The 17,064-nt window shown below is 66.5% G+C and carries 20 protein-coding genes; 10 read left to right on the top strand and 10 right to left on the bottom strand.

Annotation, left to right across the window (positions count from 1 at the left end):
- Positions 1–37 precede the first annotated feature (37 nt).
- The 4 genes from ACQR13_RS11595 to ACQR13_RS11580 form a co-directional block, all read right to left on the bottom strand.
- A complete protein-coding gene (locus ACQR13_RS11595; protein ID WP_315750106.1) occupies positions 38–388 on the bottom strand; it encodes a hypothetical protein in 351 nt (116 codons plus the stop codon).
- A 76-nt stretch (positions 389–464) separates the two neighbouring features.
- A complete protein-coding gene (locus ACQR13_RS11590) occupies positions 465–1,100 on the bottom strand; it encodes a class I SAM-dependent methyltransferase (RefSeq protein ID WP_316166538.1) in 636 nt (211 codons plus the stop codon).
- A 27-nt stretch (positions 1,101–1,127) separates the two neighbouring features.
- Positions 1,128–2,324, bottom strand: a complete 1,197-nt coding sequence (gene mnmA, locus ACQR13_RS11585; protein ID WP_315714172.1) for a tRNA 2-thiouridine(34) synthase MnmA — start codon at positions 2,322–2,324, stop codon at positions 1,128–1,130.
- Positions 2,325–2,466: 142 nt separating this feature from the next.
- Positions 2,467–2,694 carry a hypothetical protein gene (locus tag ACQR13_RS11580; RefSeq protein WP_316169303.1) on the bottom strand — a complete coding sequence of 76 codons (228 nt, stop codon included), beginning with the start codon at positions 2,692–2,694 and terminating at the stop codon, positions 2,467–2,469.
- Between ACQR13_RS11580 and ACQR13_RS11575 the strand changes: the two genes are divergently transcribed.
- From ACQR13_RS11575 to flbD, 8 genes are all read left to right on the top strand, one after another.
- Positions 2,681–4,285 (top strand): flagellar hook-length control protein FliK, encoded by a 1,605-nt coding sequence (locus ACQR13_RS11575; protein ID WP_434862843.1) that lies wholly within the window; start codon positions 2,681–2,683, stop codon positions 4,283–4,285. The two genes, ACQR13_RS11580 and ACQR13_RS11575, sit on opposite strands and share 14 nt — an antisense overlap.
- A 12-nt stretch (positions 4,286–4,297) precedes the next feature.
- Positions 4,298–4,996, top strand: a complete 699-nt coding sequence (locus ACQR13_RS11570; RefSeq protein WP_315750102.1) for a flagellar hook assembly protein FlgD — start codon at positions 4,298–4,300, stop codon at positions 4,994–4,996.
- 249 nt (positions 4,997–5,245) lie between these two features.
- Positions 5,246–5,521, top strand: a complete 276-nt coding sequence (locus ACQR13_RS11565) for a DUF1153 domain-containing protein (RefSeq protein ID WP_002714638.1) — start codon at positions 5,246–5,248, stop codon at positions 5,519–5,521.
- 335 nt (positions 5,522–5,856) lie between these two features.
- On the top strand, positions 5,857–7,455 hold the full coding sequence (gene fliF, locus ACQR13_RS11560; RefSeq protein ID WP_316169306.1) for a flagellar basal-body MS-ring/collar protein FliF: 1,599 nt from the start codon (positions 5,857–5,859) through the stop codon (positions 7,453–7,455).
- Between the two features lie 44 nt (positions 7,456–7,499).
- On the top strand, positions 7,500–8,594 hold the full coding sequence (gene fliG / locus ACQR13_RS11555) for a flagellar motor switch protein FliG (RefSeq protein WP_315714167.1): 1,095 nt from the start codon (positions 7,500–7,502) through the stop codon (positions 8,592–8,594).
- Complete coding sequence (locus tag ACQR13_RS11550) at positions 8,594–9,214, top strand: FliH/SctL family protein (protein ID WP_315714166.1); 621 nt, start codon at positions 8,594–8,596, stop codon at positions 9,212–9,214. Before fliG ends, ACQR13_RS11550 begins: the two co-directional genes overlap by 1 nt.
- A gap of 29 nt (positions 9,215–9,243) precedes the next feature.
- The gene (gene fliN, locus ACQR13_RS11545) at positions 9,244–9,591 is read left to right on the top strand and encodes a flagellar motor switch protein FliN (RefSeq protein WP_015669138.1); all 348 of its coding nucleotides are present in this window, start codon (positions 9,244–9,246) and stop codon (positions 9,589–9,591) included.
- Positions 9,592–9,644: 53 nt separating this feature from the next.
- A complete protein-coding gene (gene flbD / locus ACQR13_RS11540; RefSeq protein WP_315714165.1) occupies positions 9,645–11,024 on the top strand; it encodes a sigma-54-dependent transcriptional regulator FlbD in 1,380 nt (459 codons plus the stop codon).
- Positions 11,025–11,468: 444 nt separating this feature from the next.
- On the opposite strand, the gene ACQR13_RS11535 is transcribed toward flbD, so the two are convergent.
- The 6 genes from ACQR13_RS11535 to ACQR13_RS11510 form a co-directional block, all read right to left on the bottom strand.
- On the bottom strand, positions 11,469–11,624 hold the full coding sequence (locus ACQR13_RS11535; RefSeq protein ID WP_316193223.1) for a hypothetical protein: 156 nt from the start codon (positions 11,622–11,624) through the stop codon (positions 11,469–11,471).
- A 91-nt stretch (positions 11,625–11,715) separates the two neighbouring features.
- Positions 11,716–12,291, bottom strand: coding sequence for a flavin reductase family protein (locus tag ACQR13_RS11530; protein WP_316193224.1), 576 nt, complete (start codon positions 12,289–12,291; stop codon positions 11,716–11,718).
- A 14-nt stretch (positions 12,292–12,305) separates the two neighbouring features.
- The gene (locus tag ACQR13_RS11525; protein ID WP_315750097.1) at positions 12,306–13,166 is read right to left on the bottom strand and encodes an ATP-binding cassette domain-containing protein; all 861 of its coding nucleotides are present in this window, start codon (positions 13,164–13,166) and stop codon (positions 12,306–12,308) included.
- 9 nt (positions 13,167–13,175) lie between these two features.
- Complete coding sequence (locus ACQR13_RS11520) at positions 13,176–13,982, bottom strand: ABC transporter permease subunit (protein WP_315827661.1); 807 nt, start codon at positions 13,980–13,982, stop codon at positions 13,176–13,178.
- Positions 13,979–15,157, bottom strand: coding sequence for an FMNH2-dependent alkanesulfonate monooxygenase (gene ssuD, locus ACQR13_RS11515; RefSeq protein ID WP_434862842.1), 1,179 nt, complete (start codon positions 15,155–15,157; stop codon positions 13,979–13,981). The genes ACQR13_RS11520 and ssuD overlap by 4 nt, the downstream gene beginning before the upstream one ends.
- A 36-nt stretch (positions 15,158–15,193) precedes the next feature.
- Positions 15,194–16,150, bottom strand: a complete 957-nt coding sequence (locus tag ACQR13_RS11510; protein WP_434862841.1) for an aliphatic sulfonate ABC transporter substrate-binding protein — start codon at positions 16,148–16,150, stop codon at positions 15,194–15,196.
- A gap of 389 nt (positions 16,151–16,539) precedes the next feature.
- Here ACQR13_RS11510 and napE point away from each other — a divergent pair, with 389 nt between their 5' ends.
- A complete protein-coding gene (gene napE / locus ACQR13_RS11505) occupies positions 16,540–16,725 on the top strand; it encodes a periplasmic nitrate reductase, NapE protein (RefSeq protein WP_315714158.1) in 186 nt (61 codons plus the stop codon).
- Positions 16,726–16,741: 16 nt separating this feature from the next.
- The gene (locus ACQR13_RS11500) at positions 16,742–17,062 is read left to right on the top strand and encodes a chaperone NapD (protein ID WP_315750094.1); all 321 of its coding nucleotides are present in this window, start codon (positions 16,742–16,744) and stop codon (positions 17,060–17,062) included.
- Positions 17,063–17,064: the final 2 nt, after the last annotated feature.

Genomic DNA, 17,064 nt, shown 5'->3' with positions numbered 1-17,064 from the left:
CCAAGAGCGGCGGTCGGCAATGCAGATCACAAGAGGCTCATTTCGGCAGCACGTTAGGATAGCCGCCGGGGCTGCCGGGCGGCGGGATCACCGGCGTCGTGCCGCCCTCCGGGGTCGGCGCGTGCATCTCCGGATCGACCCCGCTCGGCGGACACAACACGCCGTTGGTCTTCGCCAGCTTGTCGCCGAGCGGCTCGCTGGCGCTGCCGGTGGTGATGCCGTCGGGCGTCGCCGTCGCGCGGACATTCGGCGCACAGGCGGCATTCGCGTCGGGGGCCGGCGCCGTCGCCTGCGGAGGTGTGGCCGCCGTCGGCGGCGCCTGGGCGTGGGCCGCAGCCGCGGCCGAGACCAGTGCGAAGGAGAGGAACAAGGATTGCCTGATGCTCATGGCGGGGCAACGCAAACCCCGCGTTCGCGTTCCGCGCGGATGGCGTGGCAAAGCGCACGGCCAGAGGATCTGGCGGTCAGCCCTTGCGGTAGCGAATGAGCGAGAAGTGTCCGAGCGGTGGCATCGGCCGGCGCTCGGCCAGCGTGACGCCGCCATGCTTTGCGGCCCAGTTCACCAGTCGGGCCCAGGGGAACTCCGGCCGCCAGCCGAGCCGGCGCGCGATCGGCGCGAAGGCGAGCTCGAAGATGCGGCGCGGGCCGCTCTCGGCGCCGATATGGTTGACCAGAATCAGCTCGCCGCCCGGCTTCAGCACGCGGATGAAATCATCGAGCGTCGCTTCGGGATCCGGCACAGCGGTGATGACGTATTGCGCGACCACCGCGTCGAAGAAATTGTCGGGAAACGCGAGATGCTTGGCATCCATCACCGCGAGCGTCTCGACATTGAGGAGCTTCAGCTCGCGCACGCGGGCCTGCGCCCGCCGCAGCATCGGCTCGGAGATATCGACGCCGCAGATCTTCGTGGTCCGGGCATAGTCCGACAATGACAGACCGGTGCCGACGCCGACGTCGAGAATGCGGCCGCCGATGCGATCGGCTTCCGCGATGGTCGATTGGCGGCCCTGATCGAAGACCTTGCCGAACACCAGATCGTAGATCGGCGCCCAGCGCTCATAGGCCTTTTCGACCCCCGCGCGGTCGATGTCCCCCATGCCCCTGCCCCGAATGATGGATGCTGATCAGCCGCGGACCGGCTCGGCCACGCGCTGCGGCCTGATCACGTTGCCGCCCAAGCTGCTGCTTTCCGCAACAGCGCTCTGGATGAAGCCGCCACCGAGCACGCGGGCGCGGCCGGAGGCGGCATCGTAGAACACGCAGGCCTGGCCCGGCGAGACGCCCTCTTCGCCGGCGACCAGCTCGACCTCGTAACGGCCGTCCGCACCGCGCAGCCAAGCCGGCTGCGGCGGCCGCGTCGAGCGCACCCGCACGAACAATTCGAGGCCCTCGCGCGCGGCGGCGTCGAGCGCGCCGTCACCGATCCAGTTGACCTCGCGCAGCGTGATGCGATGCGTGCGCAGCGCCTCGCGCGGGCCGACCACGACGCGGCGGGTGGCGACGTCCAGCTTGACGACGTAGAGCGGCGCGCCGGCAGCGATGCCGAGGCCCTTGCGCTGACCGATCGTGTAGTTCGCGATGCCCTGATGCACGCCGAGAACGCGGCCATTGAGATCGACGATCTCGCCCGGCTCCATCGCGTTCGGGCGCAGCTTGCCGATGATGTCGGTGTAGCGGCCGGTCGGCACGAAGCAGATGTCCTGACTGTCGTGCTTGTCGGCGACCTCCAGTCCGAAGCGGCGCGCGAGCTCGCGCACCTCCGGCTTGGTCATGTCGCCGAGCGGAAAGCGCAGATAATCGAGCTGCTCGCGCGTGGTCGCGAACAGGAAGTAGCTCTGGTCGCGATCGCTGTCCGCCGCGCAAGTGAGCGCGCGCGATCCGTCCGCCAGCCGCCGCGAGGCGACGTAGTGGCCGGTGGCGAGCACGGAGGCGCCGAGCTCGCGCGCGGTCTTCAGGAGATCGCCGAACTTGATGGCGCGGTTGCACTCGATGCACGGCACCGGCGTTTCGCCCGAAGCGTAGCTGGCGGCGAAATTGTCGATCACCGACTCGCGGAAGCGGTCTTCGTAGTCCAGCACGTAATGCGGGATGCCGAGGCGCTCGGCGACGTTGCGGGCATCGTGGATGTCCTGGCCGGCGCAGCACGCGCCCTTGCGGTGCGTCGCCGCGCCGTGATCGTAGAGCTGCAGGGTGATGCCGACGACGTCGTAGCCTTCCGACTTCAGCAGCGCGGCCGTCACCGAGGAGTCCACGCCGCCGGACATGGCGACGACGACCCTGGTGTCTTCAGGACGGCCTTCGAGATCGAGACTGTTGAGCATGATCCGGTCACTGCGATCGCGGCGTCAGGCAACGGGTTCCCGGCGCGGGAACGCCTCGCATGCGCCGTCTTTGCGGATGGCTTGCTTCGGGCGATCTCCGGACAGGATGTCCTGATCGGAAACAACACGAAAGCATCTGTCTCTAATATAGGCGCACTTCCTGCGAAGCAATTGCGCCGGTCGCAGATGCCGGCGGCAAATCTTGCCGGCCGGGCAGAAATGGCGAGGACGCGGCGGCGGATCCGCGCCGCGATCGATTCCATAAGAAATTGAATTTATTGACTATTTTCAGTGGCGCCGGCTTGGCCCGCTCCTTGCTGAACTGCTTGGTCGAGTTCATCGCGAGAGGGTCCAAGGTGTTCAGCGTCACGTCAGACATCCAGGCAGGCACGGTTCTCAAGACCACGGCGCCGAGACAGTCCCGTCAGGACGCTCCGCAGCCGTCCGACAGCTTCTCGGCGCTGGTCGACGCCGCGACTCCGGATCCGTCGACAGCGTCGCCGCCCACCTCCCCGTCGCCGTCACCGCGCCCCGGCAGCGCTTCCACCCCGAGCCGCGAGCCGGCGCGCGCCGGCGACGCCGATCGCACCACCCAGGCCAGGTCGCAGGACAAGCCGGCGGACAAGGCCGACGGCAGCACTGCGGGCGCCGACGCCAGCGGTCCCGATACCACGGCCGACGCGACCACTGGCACACCGACCAAGACCGATGCGGCCGGGACCGCCGACGGAAAGACCAGCGACGGCAAGACGGGCGACAAGAAGGACGGCGATCAGGCCAGCACGGATGCGAGCGCTGCGACGACCGCTATAGCCGAGCAGACCGTGGCCGTGCCGACGCCGGTCGCCGTCGTCATCCAGCCCGACATCACCCTCGCCAACCCCGCCACCGGCGATGGCACGGCGGGCGGCGACGGCAAAACCAATGCGCCCGGCGCGGCCGCGCCCGTCGGAGCGGCCGGTGTTGGCCCGCAGGGCTCGGTCGATGCCGCGGTAGGTCTGCTGGCGGCCGCAGCGAAATCCACCGGGGCGGCCAAGGATGCCGACGGCGCCGGATCAACCGCGACGACGCCCGAGACGGCAGCGGCGGCCTCCGGCGACGCTGCCGCATCTGCCGATCAGACCTTCACCGCCGCGCTCGATGCGGCCGTTCCCGGCAGCACCAAGACGACGGGCAAGCCGGGCACCCAGACCAAGACGGGGCTCGCCGAAAGCGCAGCCGGCAAGGTCACCGAACCGGGCAATGGCAACGTCCAGTCCACTCAGCAGCCGGGCCAGGGCGCGCTCGCGCAACAACCCGCTGTTGCAGCCAAGCCGGACTCGGTCGAGGCCAGCGACGGGAAGGCGAACGGCAATTTGCAGGCACCGGCCTCACATGATCGCAACGCCGCGCCGACGACCAGCCAGACCAACGCGCCGGCTCCCGATCCGAGCGCACAGGCCACGGCCGCCGCGCAGCCCCAGCTGTCGACGCCGGCTGCATCGACCAGCCAGATCACCGCGGCCAACCTGACCGCGACGGCCGCTACGGCGGCCGCTGTGCCGCTTCATGGGCTTGCGGTCGAGATCGCAGCCTCCGCGCTCAACGGCAAGAGCCGCTTCGAGATCCGACTGGATCCGGCCGAGCTCGGCCGCATCGACGTCCGCATCGACGTCGACCGCAATGGCCAGGTGACCTCGCATCTGCGGGTCGAGAAGCCGGAGACGCTGGCGATGCTGCAGCAGACGGCGCCGCAGCTCCAGCAGGCGCTGCAGGACGCCGGCCTCAAGAGCAACAACAGCGGATTGCAGTTCTCGCTGCGCGACCAGAACTCGTCCGGCCAGAATGGCGGCGATTATCAACAGAATGGCAACGCACAACGCCTGATCGTGACCGAGGACGAAAACGTCCCGGTCCAGCTCGCCGGACGGTCCTATGGACGGATGTTCGGCGCGCAAGGCGGCGTGGATATCAGGGTTTAACAGGAGGCTTCCATGGCAATCGGCGACGCGATCACGTCAAGCCCGCCAGTCTCGGGCACGACCAACACCAATTCGTCAACCGGCAACAACAGCCTCGGCTCGAGCACAGGCTCGACGATTGCCGGTAATTTCCAGACCTTCCTGACGCTGCTGACGACGCAGCTGCAGAACCAGAATCCGTTGGATCCGCTGGACACCAATCAGTTCACCCAGCAGCTCGTGCAGTTTGCCGGCGTCGAGCAGCAGCTCAAGACCAACGACCAGCTCGCATCGCTGCTCACGATGCAGCAGGCGACGCAGGCGACCCAGGCGCTGGCCTTCGTCGGCAAGACCGCCGTGGTCAGCGGCTCCACGACGACCATGGCCAGCGGAAAGGCGAGTTGGGACCTCAGCATCCCCAAGGACTGCAACCTCACCGTCAACATCACCAACAGCGTTGGCCAGACCGTCTTCACCGGCAAATATACCGCCAGCGCCGGCAACAATCAGACCTACAACTGGAACGGCCAGGGCAATGACGGCACCCAATGGCCGGACGGGCAGTACAAGATCACGACGGTCGCGACCGATGTGACCAATGGCAGTCCGGTGGCGATCTCGACCCAGGTCCAGGGCACCGTGTCCTCGGTCGACCTGACCCAGCAGCCGCCGTTGCTGACGATCGGCGGCCAGACCTACACGGTGAACCAGATCCAGCGGATCGTGAGCTAGCTCCCACCCCATCTGAACCGATCCCGGCTGGACTTGAACAAGCTCAGCCGCCGCGGCGACCTGTCAGCGTAAGCGCCGGAAATTCTTAACCAATCATTCACCACGATTCCGCTCCCGGGGCGCAGCGCCACCGGAAGTGGCGGCGTTCGCGCGCAACGCCGGATTCGCGCCCTCGGCTTAGGCAAATTTTAAGCGAGGCGGCGTAGGGTCTTACCGTGAGTTCAGTGGTTAAGAGTTTGTGAGTACGCCATGACAGAACCCCATCGCCCGAGGGTGAAATACGTCATCGGGCCTGACGGCAGCCCACTCACCATCGCGGATTTGCCTGCTCCAGGCACCAAGAGGTGGGTCATTCGCCGGAAGGCTGAAGTCGTTGCCGCCGTTCGCGGCGGCTTGCTGTCCCTCGAGGAAGCGTGCAGCCGCTACACCCTGACCGTCGACGAATTCCTGTCGTGGCAGTTCTCGATCGACCAGCACGGTCTCGCCGGCCTGCGCACCACCCGAATTCAGCAATATCGCCAATAGATCGTTGCCGACGCGACGGGATTTCTTCGAAAATCGGCTTGGCCCTGCCAAGCCGATTTTTTGCATGTCTACACTTTGTTAGGACCCTTTAACCACCGTTAACCATATCGAAACCTTCCCATAGGCAATAATTGCCCAGTGGTTCGATTCAACCTCCGCGCCCCGTCCCGCGAACGGCGGGGCAGCGGCCGACATCGGATCGCCACCTGGAATGCGGGTGCTGGTGAAGGTTAAGGATTGAATTTCGCGATCTATGCAACCGGCCGTAAAGGCCCGCGAAGCTCAAATCACCTTTCAGCGGCCACCCGTCGAATGCCGAACTATGGGGCAGTTGCTTGCAAGGTCTCTTGGACTTCCTGAAGGGTTTGGGCGCCGCGCGGCTCACCGCCATGATCGCAGTCACCGCTGCTTTAATCGGCTTCTTCGGCTTCGTCATCATGCGCGTGACCGCGCCGCAGATGACCACCCTCTTCACCGACCTGACGATGGAAGACTCCTCCAGCATCATCAAGGATCTGGAGCGGCAGGGCATTCCCTTCGAGATGCGCAATGAAGGCAGCGTGATCCTGGTACCCAAGGACAAGGTGACCCGGCTGCGCATGAAGCTCGCCGAGGGCGGCCTGCCCAAGGGCGGCGGCGTCGGCTACGAGATCTTCGACAAGTCGGACGCGCTGGGCACCACGAGCTTCGTCCAGAACATCAACCATCTCCGCGCGCTCGAGGGCGAACTCGCCCGCACCATCCGCGCCATCGACCGTGTCCAGGCGGCGCGCGTCCATCTCGTCCTGCCGGAGCGGCCGCTGTTCTCGCGCGAGACCCCGGAGCCGTCCGCCTCGATCGTCGTGCGCGTGCGCGGCACCCTCGAGCCGGCGCAGATCCGCGCCATCCGCCACCTCGTCGCCTCAGCCGTCAACGGCCTGAAGCCGCAGCGGGTGTCGATCGTCGACGAGGCCGGCCAGCTGCTTGCCGACGGCACCCAGACCGACATCGACCAGCAGGTCGGCGACGAGCGCCGCAACGCCTTCGAGAAGCGGATGCGCAAGCAGGTCGAGGACATCGTCTCCTCGGTGGTCGGAGCGGGCCGCGCCCGCGTCCAGCTGTCCGCCGACTTCGACTACAACCGCATCACCCAGACCTCCGACCGCTACGATCCGGAAGGCCGCGTGCTGCGCTCGAGCCAGACCCGCGAAGAGCAGTCGGCGACCAACGAGAACAACGGCCAGGTCACGGTCAACAACGAGCTGCCGGGCAACCAGCAGAACGCGCCGCCGCAACAGCCGCGGGACCAGAGCAAGAAGACCGAAGAGACCAACAATTACGAGATCTCCCGGACCACCAAGACCGAAGTTACCGAGGCCGGACGGGTCAACCGCATCTCGGTCGCGGTTCTGGTCGACGGCGCCTACTCGAAGAACGAAAAGGGCGAGCTGGTCTATCAAGAGCGCAGCAAGGACGAGCTCGACCGCATCGCCGCACTGGTCCGCTCCGCCATCGGCTTCGACCAGAAGCGCGGCGACCAGGTCGAGGTGGTCAACCTGAAATTCGCCGACGCCCCCGCCGTGCCGCAGATCAACGAGCCCACCGGCTTCCTCGGCATGCTCCACTTCACCAAGGATGACGTCATGTACGTCATCGAACTCGCGGTGATGATGCTGCTCGGCATCGTGGTCGTGTTCATGGTGGTGCGGCCGCTGGTGAAGAAGATCATCGCCACCGAAGAGATCGCCGTCCCGGGCGGCGGCCTGCCGGCGCTCACCGACGAAACCATCCAGGCCGCCGCGCACGCCCAGCAGACCGCCAACATGATCGACGTCGCCCAGGTCCAGGGCCAGGTCCACGCTCAGTCCGTCCACCGGGTGGGCGAGCTGGCCGACCGCAACCCGGGCGAAGCCGCCGCCATCATCCGCCAGTGGCTCGCCGAGCCGCAGAGCTGACCCGATCGACGTGAACCGCCTGAACTGAAAAGAACGTAGACGCCATGTCGCTGCCGCAGACCCAGAACGCCAACGCCAACAACAACGACATTTCCACGGTCATCGCGACCTTGGCGAGCCGCCAGGCGCAGCGCGAGAAGACCGAACCCTTGAGCGGCCCGCGGCGCGCCGCCGTGATGATGCTCGCGCTCGGCGAGCAGTATGGCGGCAAGATCTGGCAGCAGCTCGATGACGACGAGGTACGCGAACTGTCGCTGGCGATGTCGACGCTGGGAACCATCGAAGCCGACGTGGTCGAGGACCTGATGCTCGAATTCGTCTCGCGCATGTCGGCCTCCGGCGCCCTGATGGGCAATTTCGACGCCACCGAGCGCCTGCTGCAGCAATACCTGCCGCCGGAACGCGTCAACGGCATCATGGACGAGATCCGCGGCCCCGCCGGCCGCAACATGTGGGAGAAGCTCTCCAACGTCCAGGAAGAGGTGCTCGCCAACTACCTCAAGAACGAATATCCGCAGACCATCGCGGTCGTGCTGTCCAAGCTGAAGCCGGAGCATGCCGCCCGCGTGCTCGCGATCCTGCCCGAGGACATGGCGCTCGACGTCATCGGCCGCATGCTGCGCATGGAAGCGGTGCAGAAGGAGGTCATCGAGCGCGTCGAGCAGACCCTGCGCGTCGAGTTCATGTCGAACCTGTCGCAGACCCGCCGCCGTGACGCCCACGAGGTGATGGCCGAAATCTTCAACAATTTCGACCGCCAGACCGAGACCCGCTTCATCACGTCGCTCGAGGAAGAGAACCGCGAATCGGCCGAGCGCATCAAGGCGCTGATGTTCACCTTCGACGACCTGATCAAGCTCGATTCCGCCTCGGCGCAGACCCTGCTGCGCAATGTCGACAAGGACAAGCTCGGCGTGGCGCTCAAGAGCGCCAACGAGGAGGTCCGCAACTTCTTCTTCGGCAACATGTCGTCGCGCGCCGCCAAGATGCTGCAGGACGACATGGCCGCCATGGGGCCGGTGCGGCTGCGCGACGTCGACGAGGCGCAGGCCCTGCTCGTCAATCTCGCCAAGGACCTCGCCGCAAAGGGCGAGATCATGCTCAGCAAGAACCGCGCCGACGACGAACTGGTGTATTGATGGCTCAGCCTGCGAAATTCCTGTTCGATACCGACTTCGCCGCGCCGGAGAAGACGACGCGGGAGCGTGCAGCCACGTCCGCGGAAATCGCACAGAAGGTCGCGGCCGCCGAAGCCGCCGCCTATCGCAACGGCTACGAGGCGGCACAGCGCGAAGCCAAGGTCGAGGCCGACCGCCGCGTCGCCTCGGCGCTGGAGCAGATCAACATCCAATTGCAGGGCATCTCCGCCCGCTTCGAAGGCATCGAGCAGCGGATGGAAACCGAGGCCGTCGATGTCGCGGTCGCCGTCGCCCGCAAGCTGTGCGCGGCGCTGGTCGAGGCGGAGCCGCTCGGCGAGATCATTGGACTCGTGCACGACTGCTTCGCGCATCTGGTTGCCACGCCGCACCTCGTGCTGCGCATCAACGAGACGCTGTACGAGCTCGCCCGCGAGAAGATCGAGAAGCTCGCCAAGCAGAGCGGCTTCGAGGGGCGCCTCGTGATCCTCGCCGAGCCGGAGATCGCGACCGGCGACTGCCGTATCGAATGGGCCGATGGCGGCGTCGTGCTGGAGCGCGCTGCGATCGACGCCAAGATCAACGAGCTGGTCGGACGCTACATGGCGTCCAAGAAGAACTAGGCCGCTGTGGTGGCCGAGGGAGTTAAGTCATGAGCGACAACGAGATCCCGCTTCCCGACCTCAATGCGGCGGACGCGCCTCCGCTGGGCGGGGACGTCGGCTACAACGAGGAAGAGCATGCCGCGCGCATCGCGGCCGACCTCGAGGCGGTGTTCGACGTCCCGGTTCAGGTCTCGGCCGTGCTCGGCCGCTCCAAGATGGATGTCGGCGAGCTCCTGAAGCTCGGGCCCGGCACCGTGCTCGAGCTCGACCGCAAGGTCGGCGAGGCGATCGACATCTACGTCAACAACCGGCTCGTGGCACGCGGCGAGGTGGTTCTGGTCGAAGACAAGCTCGGCGTGACGATGACCGAAATCATCAAGTCCGACCGCAACTGACAGACATGACCTGCGTGCCGATCGAGAGCGGCACGACCGAATAGGAGACCAACATGCGGCTTCTCATCGTCGGAACGCTGAAGGGCCAGCTGACGACGGCCACCAAGATCGCCATGGAGAACGGCGCCACCGTCACCCATGCCGAGGACAACGAGCAGGCGATGCGGGTGCTGCGCGGCGGCAAGGGCGCCGACCTGCTCCTCGTCGACGTCGCGCTCGACATCCGCGACCTGGTGATGCGGCTCGATGCAGAGCACATCCACGTGCCGATCGTCGCCTGCGGCATCACCAGCGATGCACGCGCCGCGGTCGCCGCCATCCATGCCGGCGCCAAGGAATACATTCCGCTGCCGCCGGATCCCGAACTGATCGCCGCCGTGCTCGCCGCCGTCGCCAATGACAGCCGCGACCTCGTCTATCGCGACGAGGCGATGGCGAAGGTGATCAAGCTCGCCCAGCAGATCGCCGGCTCCGATGCCTCGGTGATGATCACCGGCGAGTCCGGCACCGGCAAGGAGGTGCTGGCGCGCTACGTCCACACCCGCTCGGCCCGCGCCAAGCGTCCCTTCATCTCGATCAACTGCGCCGCAATCCCTGAGCACCTCCTGGAGTCCGAGCTGTTCGGCCATGAGAAGGGCGCCTTCACCGGGGCCGTCGCCCGCCGCATCGGCAAGTTCGAGGAGGCCAATGGCGGCACGCTCCTGCTGGACGAAATCTCGGAAATGGACGTGCGGCTGCAGTCGAAGCTCTTGCGCGCCATCCAGGAGCGCGTGATCGACCGCGTCGGCGGCACCCGCCCCGTCCCCGTCGACATCCGCATCATCGCGACCTCCAACCGCAACCTGGCCGACGCCGTGCGCGAGGGCTCGTTCCGCGAGGACCTCTTGTTCCGGCTCAACGTCGTGAACCTGAAGATCCCTCCCCTGCGCGAGCGCCCCGCCGACATTCTCGAGCTGGCGCAGCATTTCGCGCGCAAATATTCCGAGGCCAATGCCGTACCGCTGCGGCCGATCTCGGCGGAGGCCAAGCGCATCCTCACCACCAACCGCTGGCCGGGCAACGTGCGCGAGCTGGAGAACACGATGCATCGCGCGGTGCTGATGGCGCAGGGCGACGAGATCGGGCCGGATGCCATCCTCACGCCCGACGGCACCCGCCTCGACATCGGCAAGACCCAACCCGCCGTAGCGCATGCTACGATGGCGGCGGAGCAGGTCACGCGCGCCTTGGTCGGCCGCACGGTCGCCGATGTCGAACGTGACCTGATCCTGGAGACCCTGAAGCACTGCCTGGGCAATCGGACACATGCGGCCAATATCTTGGGCATCTCGATCCGCACGTTGCGCAACAAGCTCAACGAATATGCCGACGGCGGCGTGCCGATCCCGCCGCCGGGCTCCGGCGATACGCCGCGCATGCCGAGCCCCGTATAATCTGCCTATCCGGTTCGTTCTCGGCGGCGCGCTGGCCCTCGGCGCGCCGCTTGCCGTTTCGCCGGCTGATGCCGCAACGCGCGGCGTGCTGTCAGGCTGCTGGGAGCAGACGTCGCACGCACCGCTCGTCAATCCGTCGTCGGGTCAGGAATGGGGCGCCCGGAGCTGGTGCTTCGCAGGCAAGGGCAAGCTGATCTCGCGAACGGTTGCCTGTGGCAGGGAGGGCTGCGACGGCTGGGACAACGAACGCAGCTATCGCTGGCGGCCGCCCACCCTGTCGCTATCAGATGTCGAGACGTCGCCGGATGGCGGACACATCAAAGTGTGGCGCCGCTGCCGCGTGCAGTTTCTGACCGACGATTGGATGCAGCTACAGGACTGTGAACAGTCCCCGGATCCGTGGGTTCGCGAGAATACGCCGGCGCGTCGTCGCCGGGCACAGCCTCACGAATAGTTCGGCGCCTCGGGATTGCGGAAGATGTGAATGGGATCGCCGGGCGTGAACTCGCGCTGCGTCAGCACGGCATAGGCATAGAGCGCGAGATACAGGATCGCGGCCGTGCCGATCAGATAGAGCGCCCAGGTTCCGATCCGTTTCATCAGCTCCGCCGCAAACACCGCCTCAAGGCCGCGGTGCTTTTACGGCGTCCAGCTTCGGGACGCCACCCTGCGGCCAACCGCCGCTCACCGCCTAGGGCTCGTCCTGCGGATCGGGCCCGCCGAGGGGGGCGAGCCGGGCCACGTCCTCGTCGCGGTCGACGTGCACATAGCCGCCATGCCAATATGCCAGGGCTGCCGATTGCGGCGCCACCTCGACATGCACCACGCGGCCGATCACGATGCCATGAGAGTGCCGCTCGATGATCTCCTCGACCTCGCAGTCCAGCGCGGCGAGTGCCCCGACCAGGAGCGGCACGCCGGTCACGTGCTTGCGCCACTCCGCGCCGGCGAACCGCTCGGCGCCTCTGAGACCGCCTTTACCCGAGAACCGCTCGGCCACGCCGATCTGGCCCGCGGCGAGCAGATTGGCGCCGAAAACACGCTCCCGCTGCAGGATCGGCCATGACGAGGCGTTCCGATTGAGGCTCACGATCACGGACGCCGGCTCGATGGAGAGCGATGACAGCGAACTCACCGTCATGCCAGTGACCTCATCGCCGCGCCCGACGGTGATCACGCTCACGCCGCCGACCAGCTGGCGCATCGCGGAGCGGAAATCGGGCTGAAGCGCGGAGGCGTCGGGCATGAGGCGGACGATGGAGTTCATTGCGATATTCTCTCCTAACCCGCCGCGCCCGGTCCAAGCAACTGGCCCAGGATCGAGCCTTCCTGCGCCGCAAGCTCCGCAGAGCCACGCTGGCGCGGGCGCGGCAGATCGACCACGATATCCTCGGCGATCCGGCCATTCTCGATGACCAGAACCCGGTCGGCCAGGGCCACGGCTTCCGCCACGTCATGGGTGACCAGGATTGCGGTGAAGGTTTGATCGGCCCAGACCCGCTCCAGCAGCCGCTGCATCGCGATCCGCGTCAGCGCATCGAGGGCGCCGAGCGGCTCGTCGAACGCCAGCAGGCGCGGACCGCTGACGAGCGCGCGCGCCAGCGCGACGCGCTGCTTCTGGCCGCCGGACAGCACCGCCGGCCATTGGTCGCGCTTGTCGGCGAGACCCACTTCCTCCAGCGCCTGCCGCGCGCGCTCATGGGCGCCGGCGGCCTTGCGCTCGCGGCCGAGGCCGACCTCGACATTGCCGAGCACCCGCGCCCACGGCAGCAGCCGCGGTTCCTGGAACATGACGCGGACGTCCTCGGGCCGCGCCGCGGCTTCACCGAAGCTGATGCTGCCCGACGTCGGCTTGTCCAGACCTGCGATCAGGCGGAGCAGCGTGCTCTTGCCGCAGCCACTCTGACCGACGATCGCCACGAACTGACCGCCCGGAATCTCGAGATCGATGCCGCGCAGCACCTCGTTGTCGCCGAACGCCTTGCGAAGGTCGCGGATCACCAGCGGCAGGCCGCGCGTCGCGGGTTTGGCCGGGGTCACGCCGGGCTTCCTCGCGTGGCGGAAGGCCTCGGCATGCCCGATCACGTCAGTGCCGTCGATCGCCTCGACGCCGGACACGGGAATTCGGAGCGCTTGCTGCATTTACGAACCTCAATGTTTGCTGAAGGCCGGATGCCAGGACAGCGTCATCCGTTCCAGCACCCGCGAAGCGCTGTCGGCGACCTTGCCCAGCAGGGCGTAGATCAGGATGGAAAGCACGACGACGTCGATCTGCATGAACTCGCGCGCCTGCATTGCCATGTAGCCGAGGCCCGAAGAAGCCGCGATCGTCTCGGCGACGATCAGGGTGAGCCACATGATGCCGAGCGCGAAGCGCAGACCGACGAAGATCGACGGCAACGCACCGGGGAAGATCACGCGGCGAAACAGTTCGCCGTCGGTCATGCCGTAGACGCGGCCCATTTCAATGAGTTGCGGATCGACGGTGCGAATCCCGTGCAGCGTGTTGAGGTAGACGGGGAAGAACACGCCGAGGGCCACCAGGAACAGTTTTGCGCTCTCGTCGATGCCGAACCACAGGATGACCAGCGGGATCAGCGCCAGATGTGGCACGTTGCGCACCATCTGCAGCGTGGTGTCCGTCAGTTTCGCCGACAGCTGCGACAGGCCATTGGCGAGCCCGAAGGCGAAGCCGATGCCACCACCGATCAAGAAGCCGATGGACGCGCGCCAGAAGCTGACCCAGATGTTGCGGCCGAGTTCGCCTGATAGCAGCAGCTTCCCTCCGGCGCGTGCGACGTCGGTCGGCGCCGGCAGTACCCGCGGCGACACCAGGCCGGCGACCGAGGCCGCCTGCCAGATCAGGATGATCGCGAGTGGCACCAGCCAGGGGATCAGCGCATCCGCGCGCGGTACCGCGAGCTTGCGGACCTTGGGAAGACTTTCGATCAGGCTCATGACTGCGAGGCTCTCTGCAACGGACGATGCTCGTTGGCGATGGTCTCACCGAATGGGCCGGTGTTGGTGCGCAGTTTGGTCACGTTGCCGGCCTGCTCGGACACGTTCAGCCCAAGCTTGGGAAACACCAGCTCGGCGAAGCGGTAGGCTTCTTCGAGATGCGGGTAGCCGGACAGGATGAAGGTGTCGATGCCGAGCTCCTGGTACTCGCGGATGCGCGCCGCGACCGTGTCGGGATCGCCGACCAGCGCGGTGCCGGCGCCGCCGCGGACGAGGCCCACGCCGGCCCACAGATTCGGGCTGATCTCGAGCTTGTCGCGCCGGCCGCCATGCAGCTGCGACATGCGCTGCTGGCCGACCGAATCCATCCGCGCAAAAATCTTCTGTGCCGAGGCGATGGTGTCGTCGGTGACGTGCTTGATGAGGTCGTCGGCGGCGACCCACGCCTCCGCGTTGGTCTCGCGCACGATCACATGCAGGCGGATGCCGAACGACAGCCTGCGGCCACGGCTGTCGGCGACTGCTCTCACATTGGCGATCTTCGCCGCGACATCTGCCGGCGGCTCGCCCCAGGTAAGATACTTCTCGACCGTATCGACGGCGACGTCGATGCCGGCATCCGACGAGCCACCGAAGAACAGCGGCGGGCGTGGCGACTGTACCGGTGGGAACAGCAGCCGGCCATCCTCGACCTTGATGTGCTTGCCGGCGAAGTTGACGGCTTCGCCTTCGAGCAGCGCGTTGTAGACGGTGAGAAACTCGCGGGTGACCTCGTAGCGCTCCTCATGCGACAGGAAGATGCCGTCGCCCTTGTTCTCGACCGGATCGCCGCCGGTGACGACGTTGACCAGCAGGCGACCGTTGGTGACGCGGTCGAGCGTCGCGGTCATGCGCGCGGCCACGGCCGGCGATTGCAGACCCGGACGCACCGCCACGAGATAGCGCAGCTTCTCGGTGAATGGCGCTACGGCCGACGCCACGATCCAGGAATCCTCGCAGCTGCGTCCCGTCGGGATCAGCACGCCGTAATAGCCGAGCTGATCGGCGGCCTGCGCCACCTGGCGCAGATAGTTGAAGTTGACCTCGCGGCCGCCTTGCGAGGTGCCGAGATAGCGGCCGTCGCCATGGGTCGGCAGGAACCAAAGCACATTGGGCTTCGACGAAGCGTTGCTCATGTCGTTCTCTTTCGGATTTGAGTGGCGGGACAGCCGTCAGGTGGACGGCGTCCATTTCCAGACGATGTCGGCGACGTTGACGGCTTTGGGAATGAGGCCGACACGGGCGAAGCGATCGGCCACGGCCTGCTGGCTCTTGATCACCTCGTCGTCGATCGGCACGACGCTATAGACCGAGCGGTCGACGAAGCGCTTGACCGCCTCGATGTCGACGCCGGTGGCCTCGGCCTGCGCCTTGGCGACCTCCTCGTGATGGCTGTTGGCCCACACGCCTTCGGCGGCGAAAGCCGCGTTCAGCCTGGCGACGACGGCCGGATACTTTTCGACGAAGTCGGAGCCGACGATGTAGAATGAGTTTGGCTTGTGGACATCCTTGTCCCACACGATCACGCGCGCATTCTCCTTGAGCTCGGCAAGCGCGAGATACGGATCCCAGATCGACCAGGCATCGACCGAGCCTTTGACGAAGGCGGCGGTGGCATCGGCGGGCGCGAGCGGCGCCGGCGTGATGTCGGTCCAGGACAGGCCCGCCTTCTCCAGCGCGGCGACCAGGAGATTGTGCGCGCTCGAGCCCTTGCCGAAGGCGACGCGCTTGCCCTTGAGATCGGCGAGCGACTTGATCGGCGAGTCCTTGGGCACGATGATCGCCTGGCTGCTGCCGTTCTGCTTGACGGCCGCCGCGTAGCGGATCTTGGCACCGGCGGCCTGCGCGAAGATCGGCGGCGCGTCGCCGACATAGCCGAAATCGACGCTGCCGACATTGATGGCCTCCAGCAGCGGCGGGCCGAACTGGAAGTCGACCCAGACGATGTCGATGCCGACAGGCTTGAACGTATCCTCGATGGTGCGGCGCGCCTTCACCGCCGGGAAGAAGCCGCCCTTCTGGGTGCCGATGCGGATCTCCTTCGGCTTGTCCTCGGCGCGCAGCGGCGCCGCTGAGGCCATCACCGCAGCCGATGCCAACGACAATCTCAGAAAATCACGACGCTTCATTGCCCTCTCCGACCAAGACTGCATCCGCATTGATGCGATGCACAGAATGATGGTGGCAGGCGCAACGCGTGTCGAGCGTCCCGGAAAAATAGCGATGCGGGTCCTATCGACTTACGGCCGGAGGGGATGTTCGTATCGAGACCGCGGCGCAGAGCAGCGAGAATTTCTCGCAAGCAAAGCTGCGATCACGCGTCTTCACAGCCCGTCAACCAAGAGCTCAGTGGGGACCGGCGCGACTCCGCTCTGGCGGTGCGCCGGTGTGCGCGGGGTTCCGCCCGCTTGATCCAGGTCAACGCCGGTTTCCGGAGCCTTCCTAAACAGAAGATCAGGCGCGGCCCGGATGCCGCAATCCCTCCTGAACTGAACCTCCCCTAGCAGAGAATTCTCTCATGTCGCTCGTTGGCGGCGATGCGAACGCGCGTGCGCGTCGCAGACGCATGGAAATTGTTGCCTTCCTGTTTCTCACCGCTGTGCTGATGCCCGCGCTCGCGGTCGCCACCGTCGGCTCCTACGGGCTCACGGTCTGGGTTTACCAGATGATGGCCGGGCCACCCGGGCCGCCCGCGGCGCACTGATCGGAAGGACCCCGCCATGCTCTCACACCGCACCTCCCTCGACCGCCGTGCTCTGATCACCGGCCGAGTCCTCACCGCCGATCCCGTCGTCGCACCGGCCAAGGGCGAGATCGCCAGCATCATCGTGCAGACCCGGCCCGAGCAGCTCGACCGCGTCGAAGCCGACATCCTCGCGCTGTCCGGCTGCGAGATTCACGGCCGCGACGCACGCGGCAAGCTGATCGTCGTCGTCGATGCGCCCGATGCCGGCGCGCTCGGCGCCACCATGAACCGGATCGGCCTGCTGCCGCACGTGCACTCCGCCTGCCTCGTCTTCCACGCCATCGACGCCGGCTAATC

The organism is Bradyrhizobium sp. HKCCYLRH3059, from assembly GCF_051168035.1.
Classification (GTDB): domain Bacteria; phylum Pseudomonadota; class Alphaproteobacteria; order Rhizobiales; family Xanthobacteraceae; genus Bradyrhizobium.
The sequence above is the reverse complement of the archived record's forward strand: the minus strand, read 5'-3'. Positions and strand labels throughout refer to the sequence as shown.

What these genes read in the sequence shown, in the direction of transcription:
- ACQR13_RS11595 (WP_315750106.1), bottom strand. Translation starts at nt 388, where the DNA reads ATGAGCATCAGGCAATCCTTGTTCCTCTCCTTCGCACTGGTCTCGGCC.
- ACQR13_RS11590 (WP_316166538.1), bottom strand. Translation starts at nt 1,100, where the DNA reads ATGGGGGACATCGACCGCGCGGGGGTCGAAAAGGCCTATGAGCGCTGG.
- mnmA (WP_315714172.1), bottom strand. Translation starts at nt 2,324, where the DNA reads ATGCTCAACAGTCTCGATCTCGAAGGCCGTCCTGAAGACACCAGGGTC.
- ACQR13_RS11570 (WP_315750102.1), top strand. Translation starts at nt 4,298, where the DNA reads ATGGCAATCGGCGACGCGATCACGTCAAGCCCGCCAGTCTCGGGCACG.
- ACQR13_RS11565 (WP_002714638.1), top strand. Translation starts at nt 5,246, where the DNA reads ATGACAGAACCCCATCGCCCGAGGGTGAAATACGTCATCGGGCCTGAC.
- fliG (WP_315714167.1), top strand. Translation starts at nt 7,500, where the DNA reads ATGTCGCTGCCGCAGACCCAGAACGCCAACGCCAACAACAACGACATT.
- ACQR13_RS11550 (WP_315714166.1), top strand. Translation starts at nt 8,594, where the DNA reads ATGGCTCAGCCTGCGAAATTCCTGTTCGATACCGACTTCGCCGCGCCG.
- fliN (WP_015669138.1), top strand. Translation starts at nt 9,244, where the DNA reads ATGAGCGACAACGAGATCCCGCTTCCCGACCTCAATGCGGCGGACGCG.
- flbD (WP_315714165.1), top strand. Translation starts at nt 9,645, where the DNA reads ATGCGGCTTCTCATCGTCGGAACGCTGAAGGGCCAGCTGACGACGGCC.
- ACQR13_RS11535 (WP_316193223.1), bottom strand. Translation starts at nt 11,624, where the DNA reads ATGAAACGGATCGGAACCTGGGCGCTCTATCTGATCGGCACGGCCGCG.
- ACQR13_RS11530 (WP_316193224.1), bottom strand. Translation starts at nt 12,291, where the DNA reads ATGAACTCCATCGTCCGCCTCATGCCCGACGCCTCCGCGCTTCAGCCC.
- ACQR13_RS11525 (WP_315750097.1), bottom strand. Translation starts at nt 13,166, where the DNA reads ATGCAGCAAGCGCTCCGAATTCCCGTGTCCGGCGTCGAGGCGATCGAC.
- ACQR13_RS11520 (WP_315827661.1), bottom strand. Translation starts at nt 13,982, where the DNA reads ATGAGCCTGATCGAAAGTCTTCCCAAGGTCCGCAAGCTCGCGGTACCG.
- ssuD (WP_434862842.1), bottom strand. Translation starts at nt 15,157, where the DNA reads ATGAGCAACGCTTCGTCGAAGCCCAATGTGCTTTGGTTCCTGCCGACC.
- ACQR13_RS11510 (WP_434862841.1), bottom strand. Translation starts at nt 16,150, where the DNA reads ATGAAGCGTCGTGATTTTCTGAGATTGTCGTTGGCATCGGCTGCGGTG.
- napE (WP_315714158.1), top strand. Translation starts at nt 16,540, where the DNA reads ATGTCGCTCGTTGGCGGCGATGCGAACGCGCGTGCGCGTCGCAGACGC.
- ACQR13_RS11500 (WP_315750094.1), top strand. Translation starts at nt 16,742, where the DNA reads ATGCTCTCACACCGCACCTCCCTCGACCGCCGTGCTCTGATCACCGGC.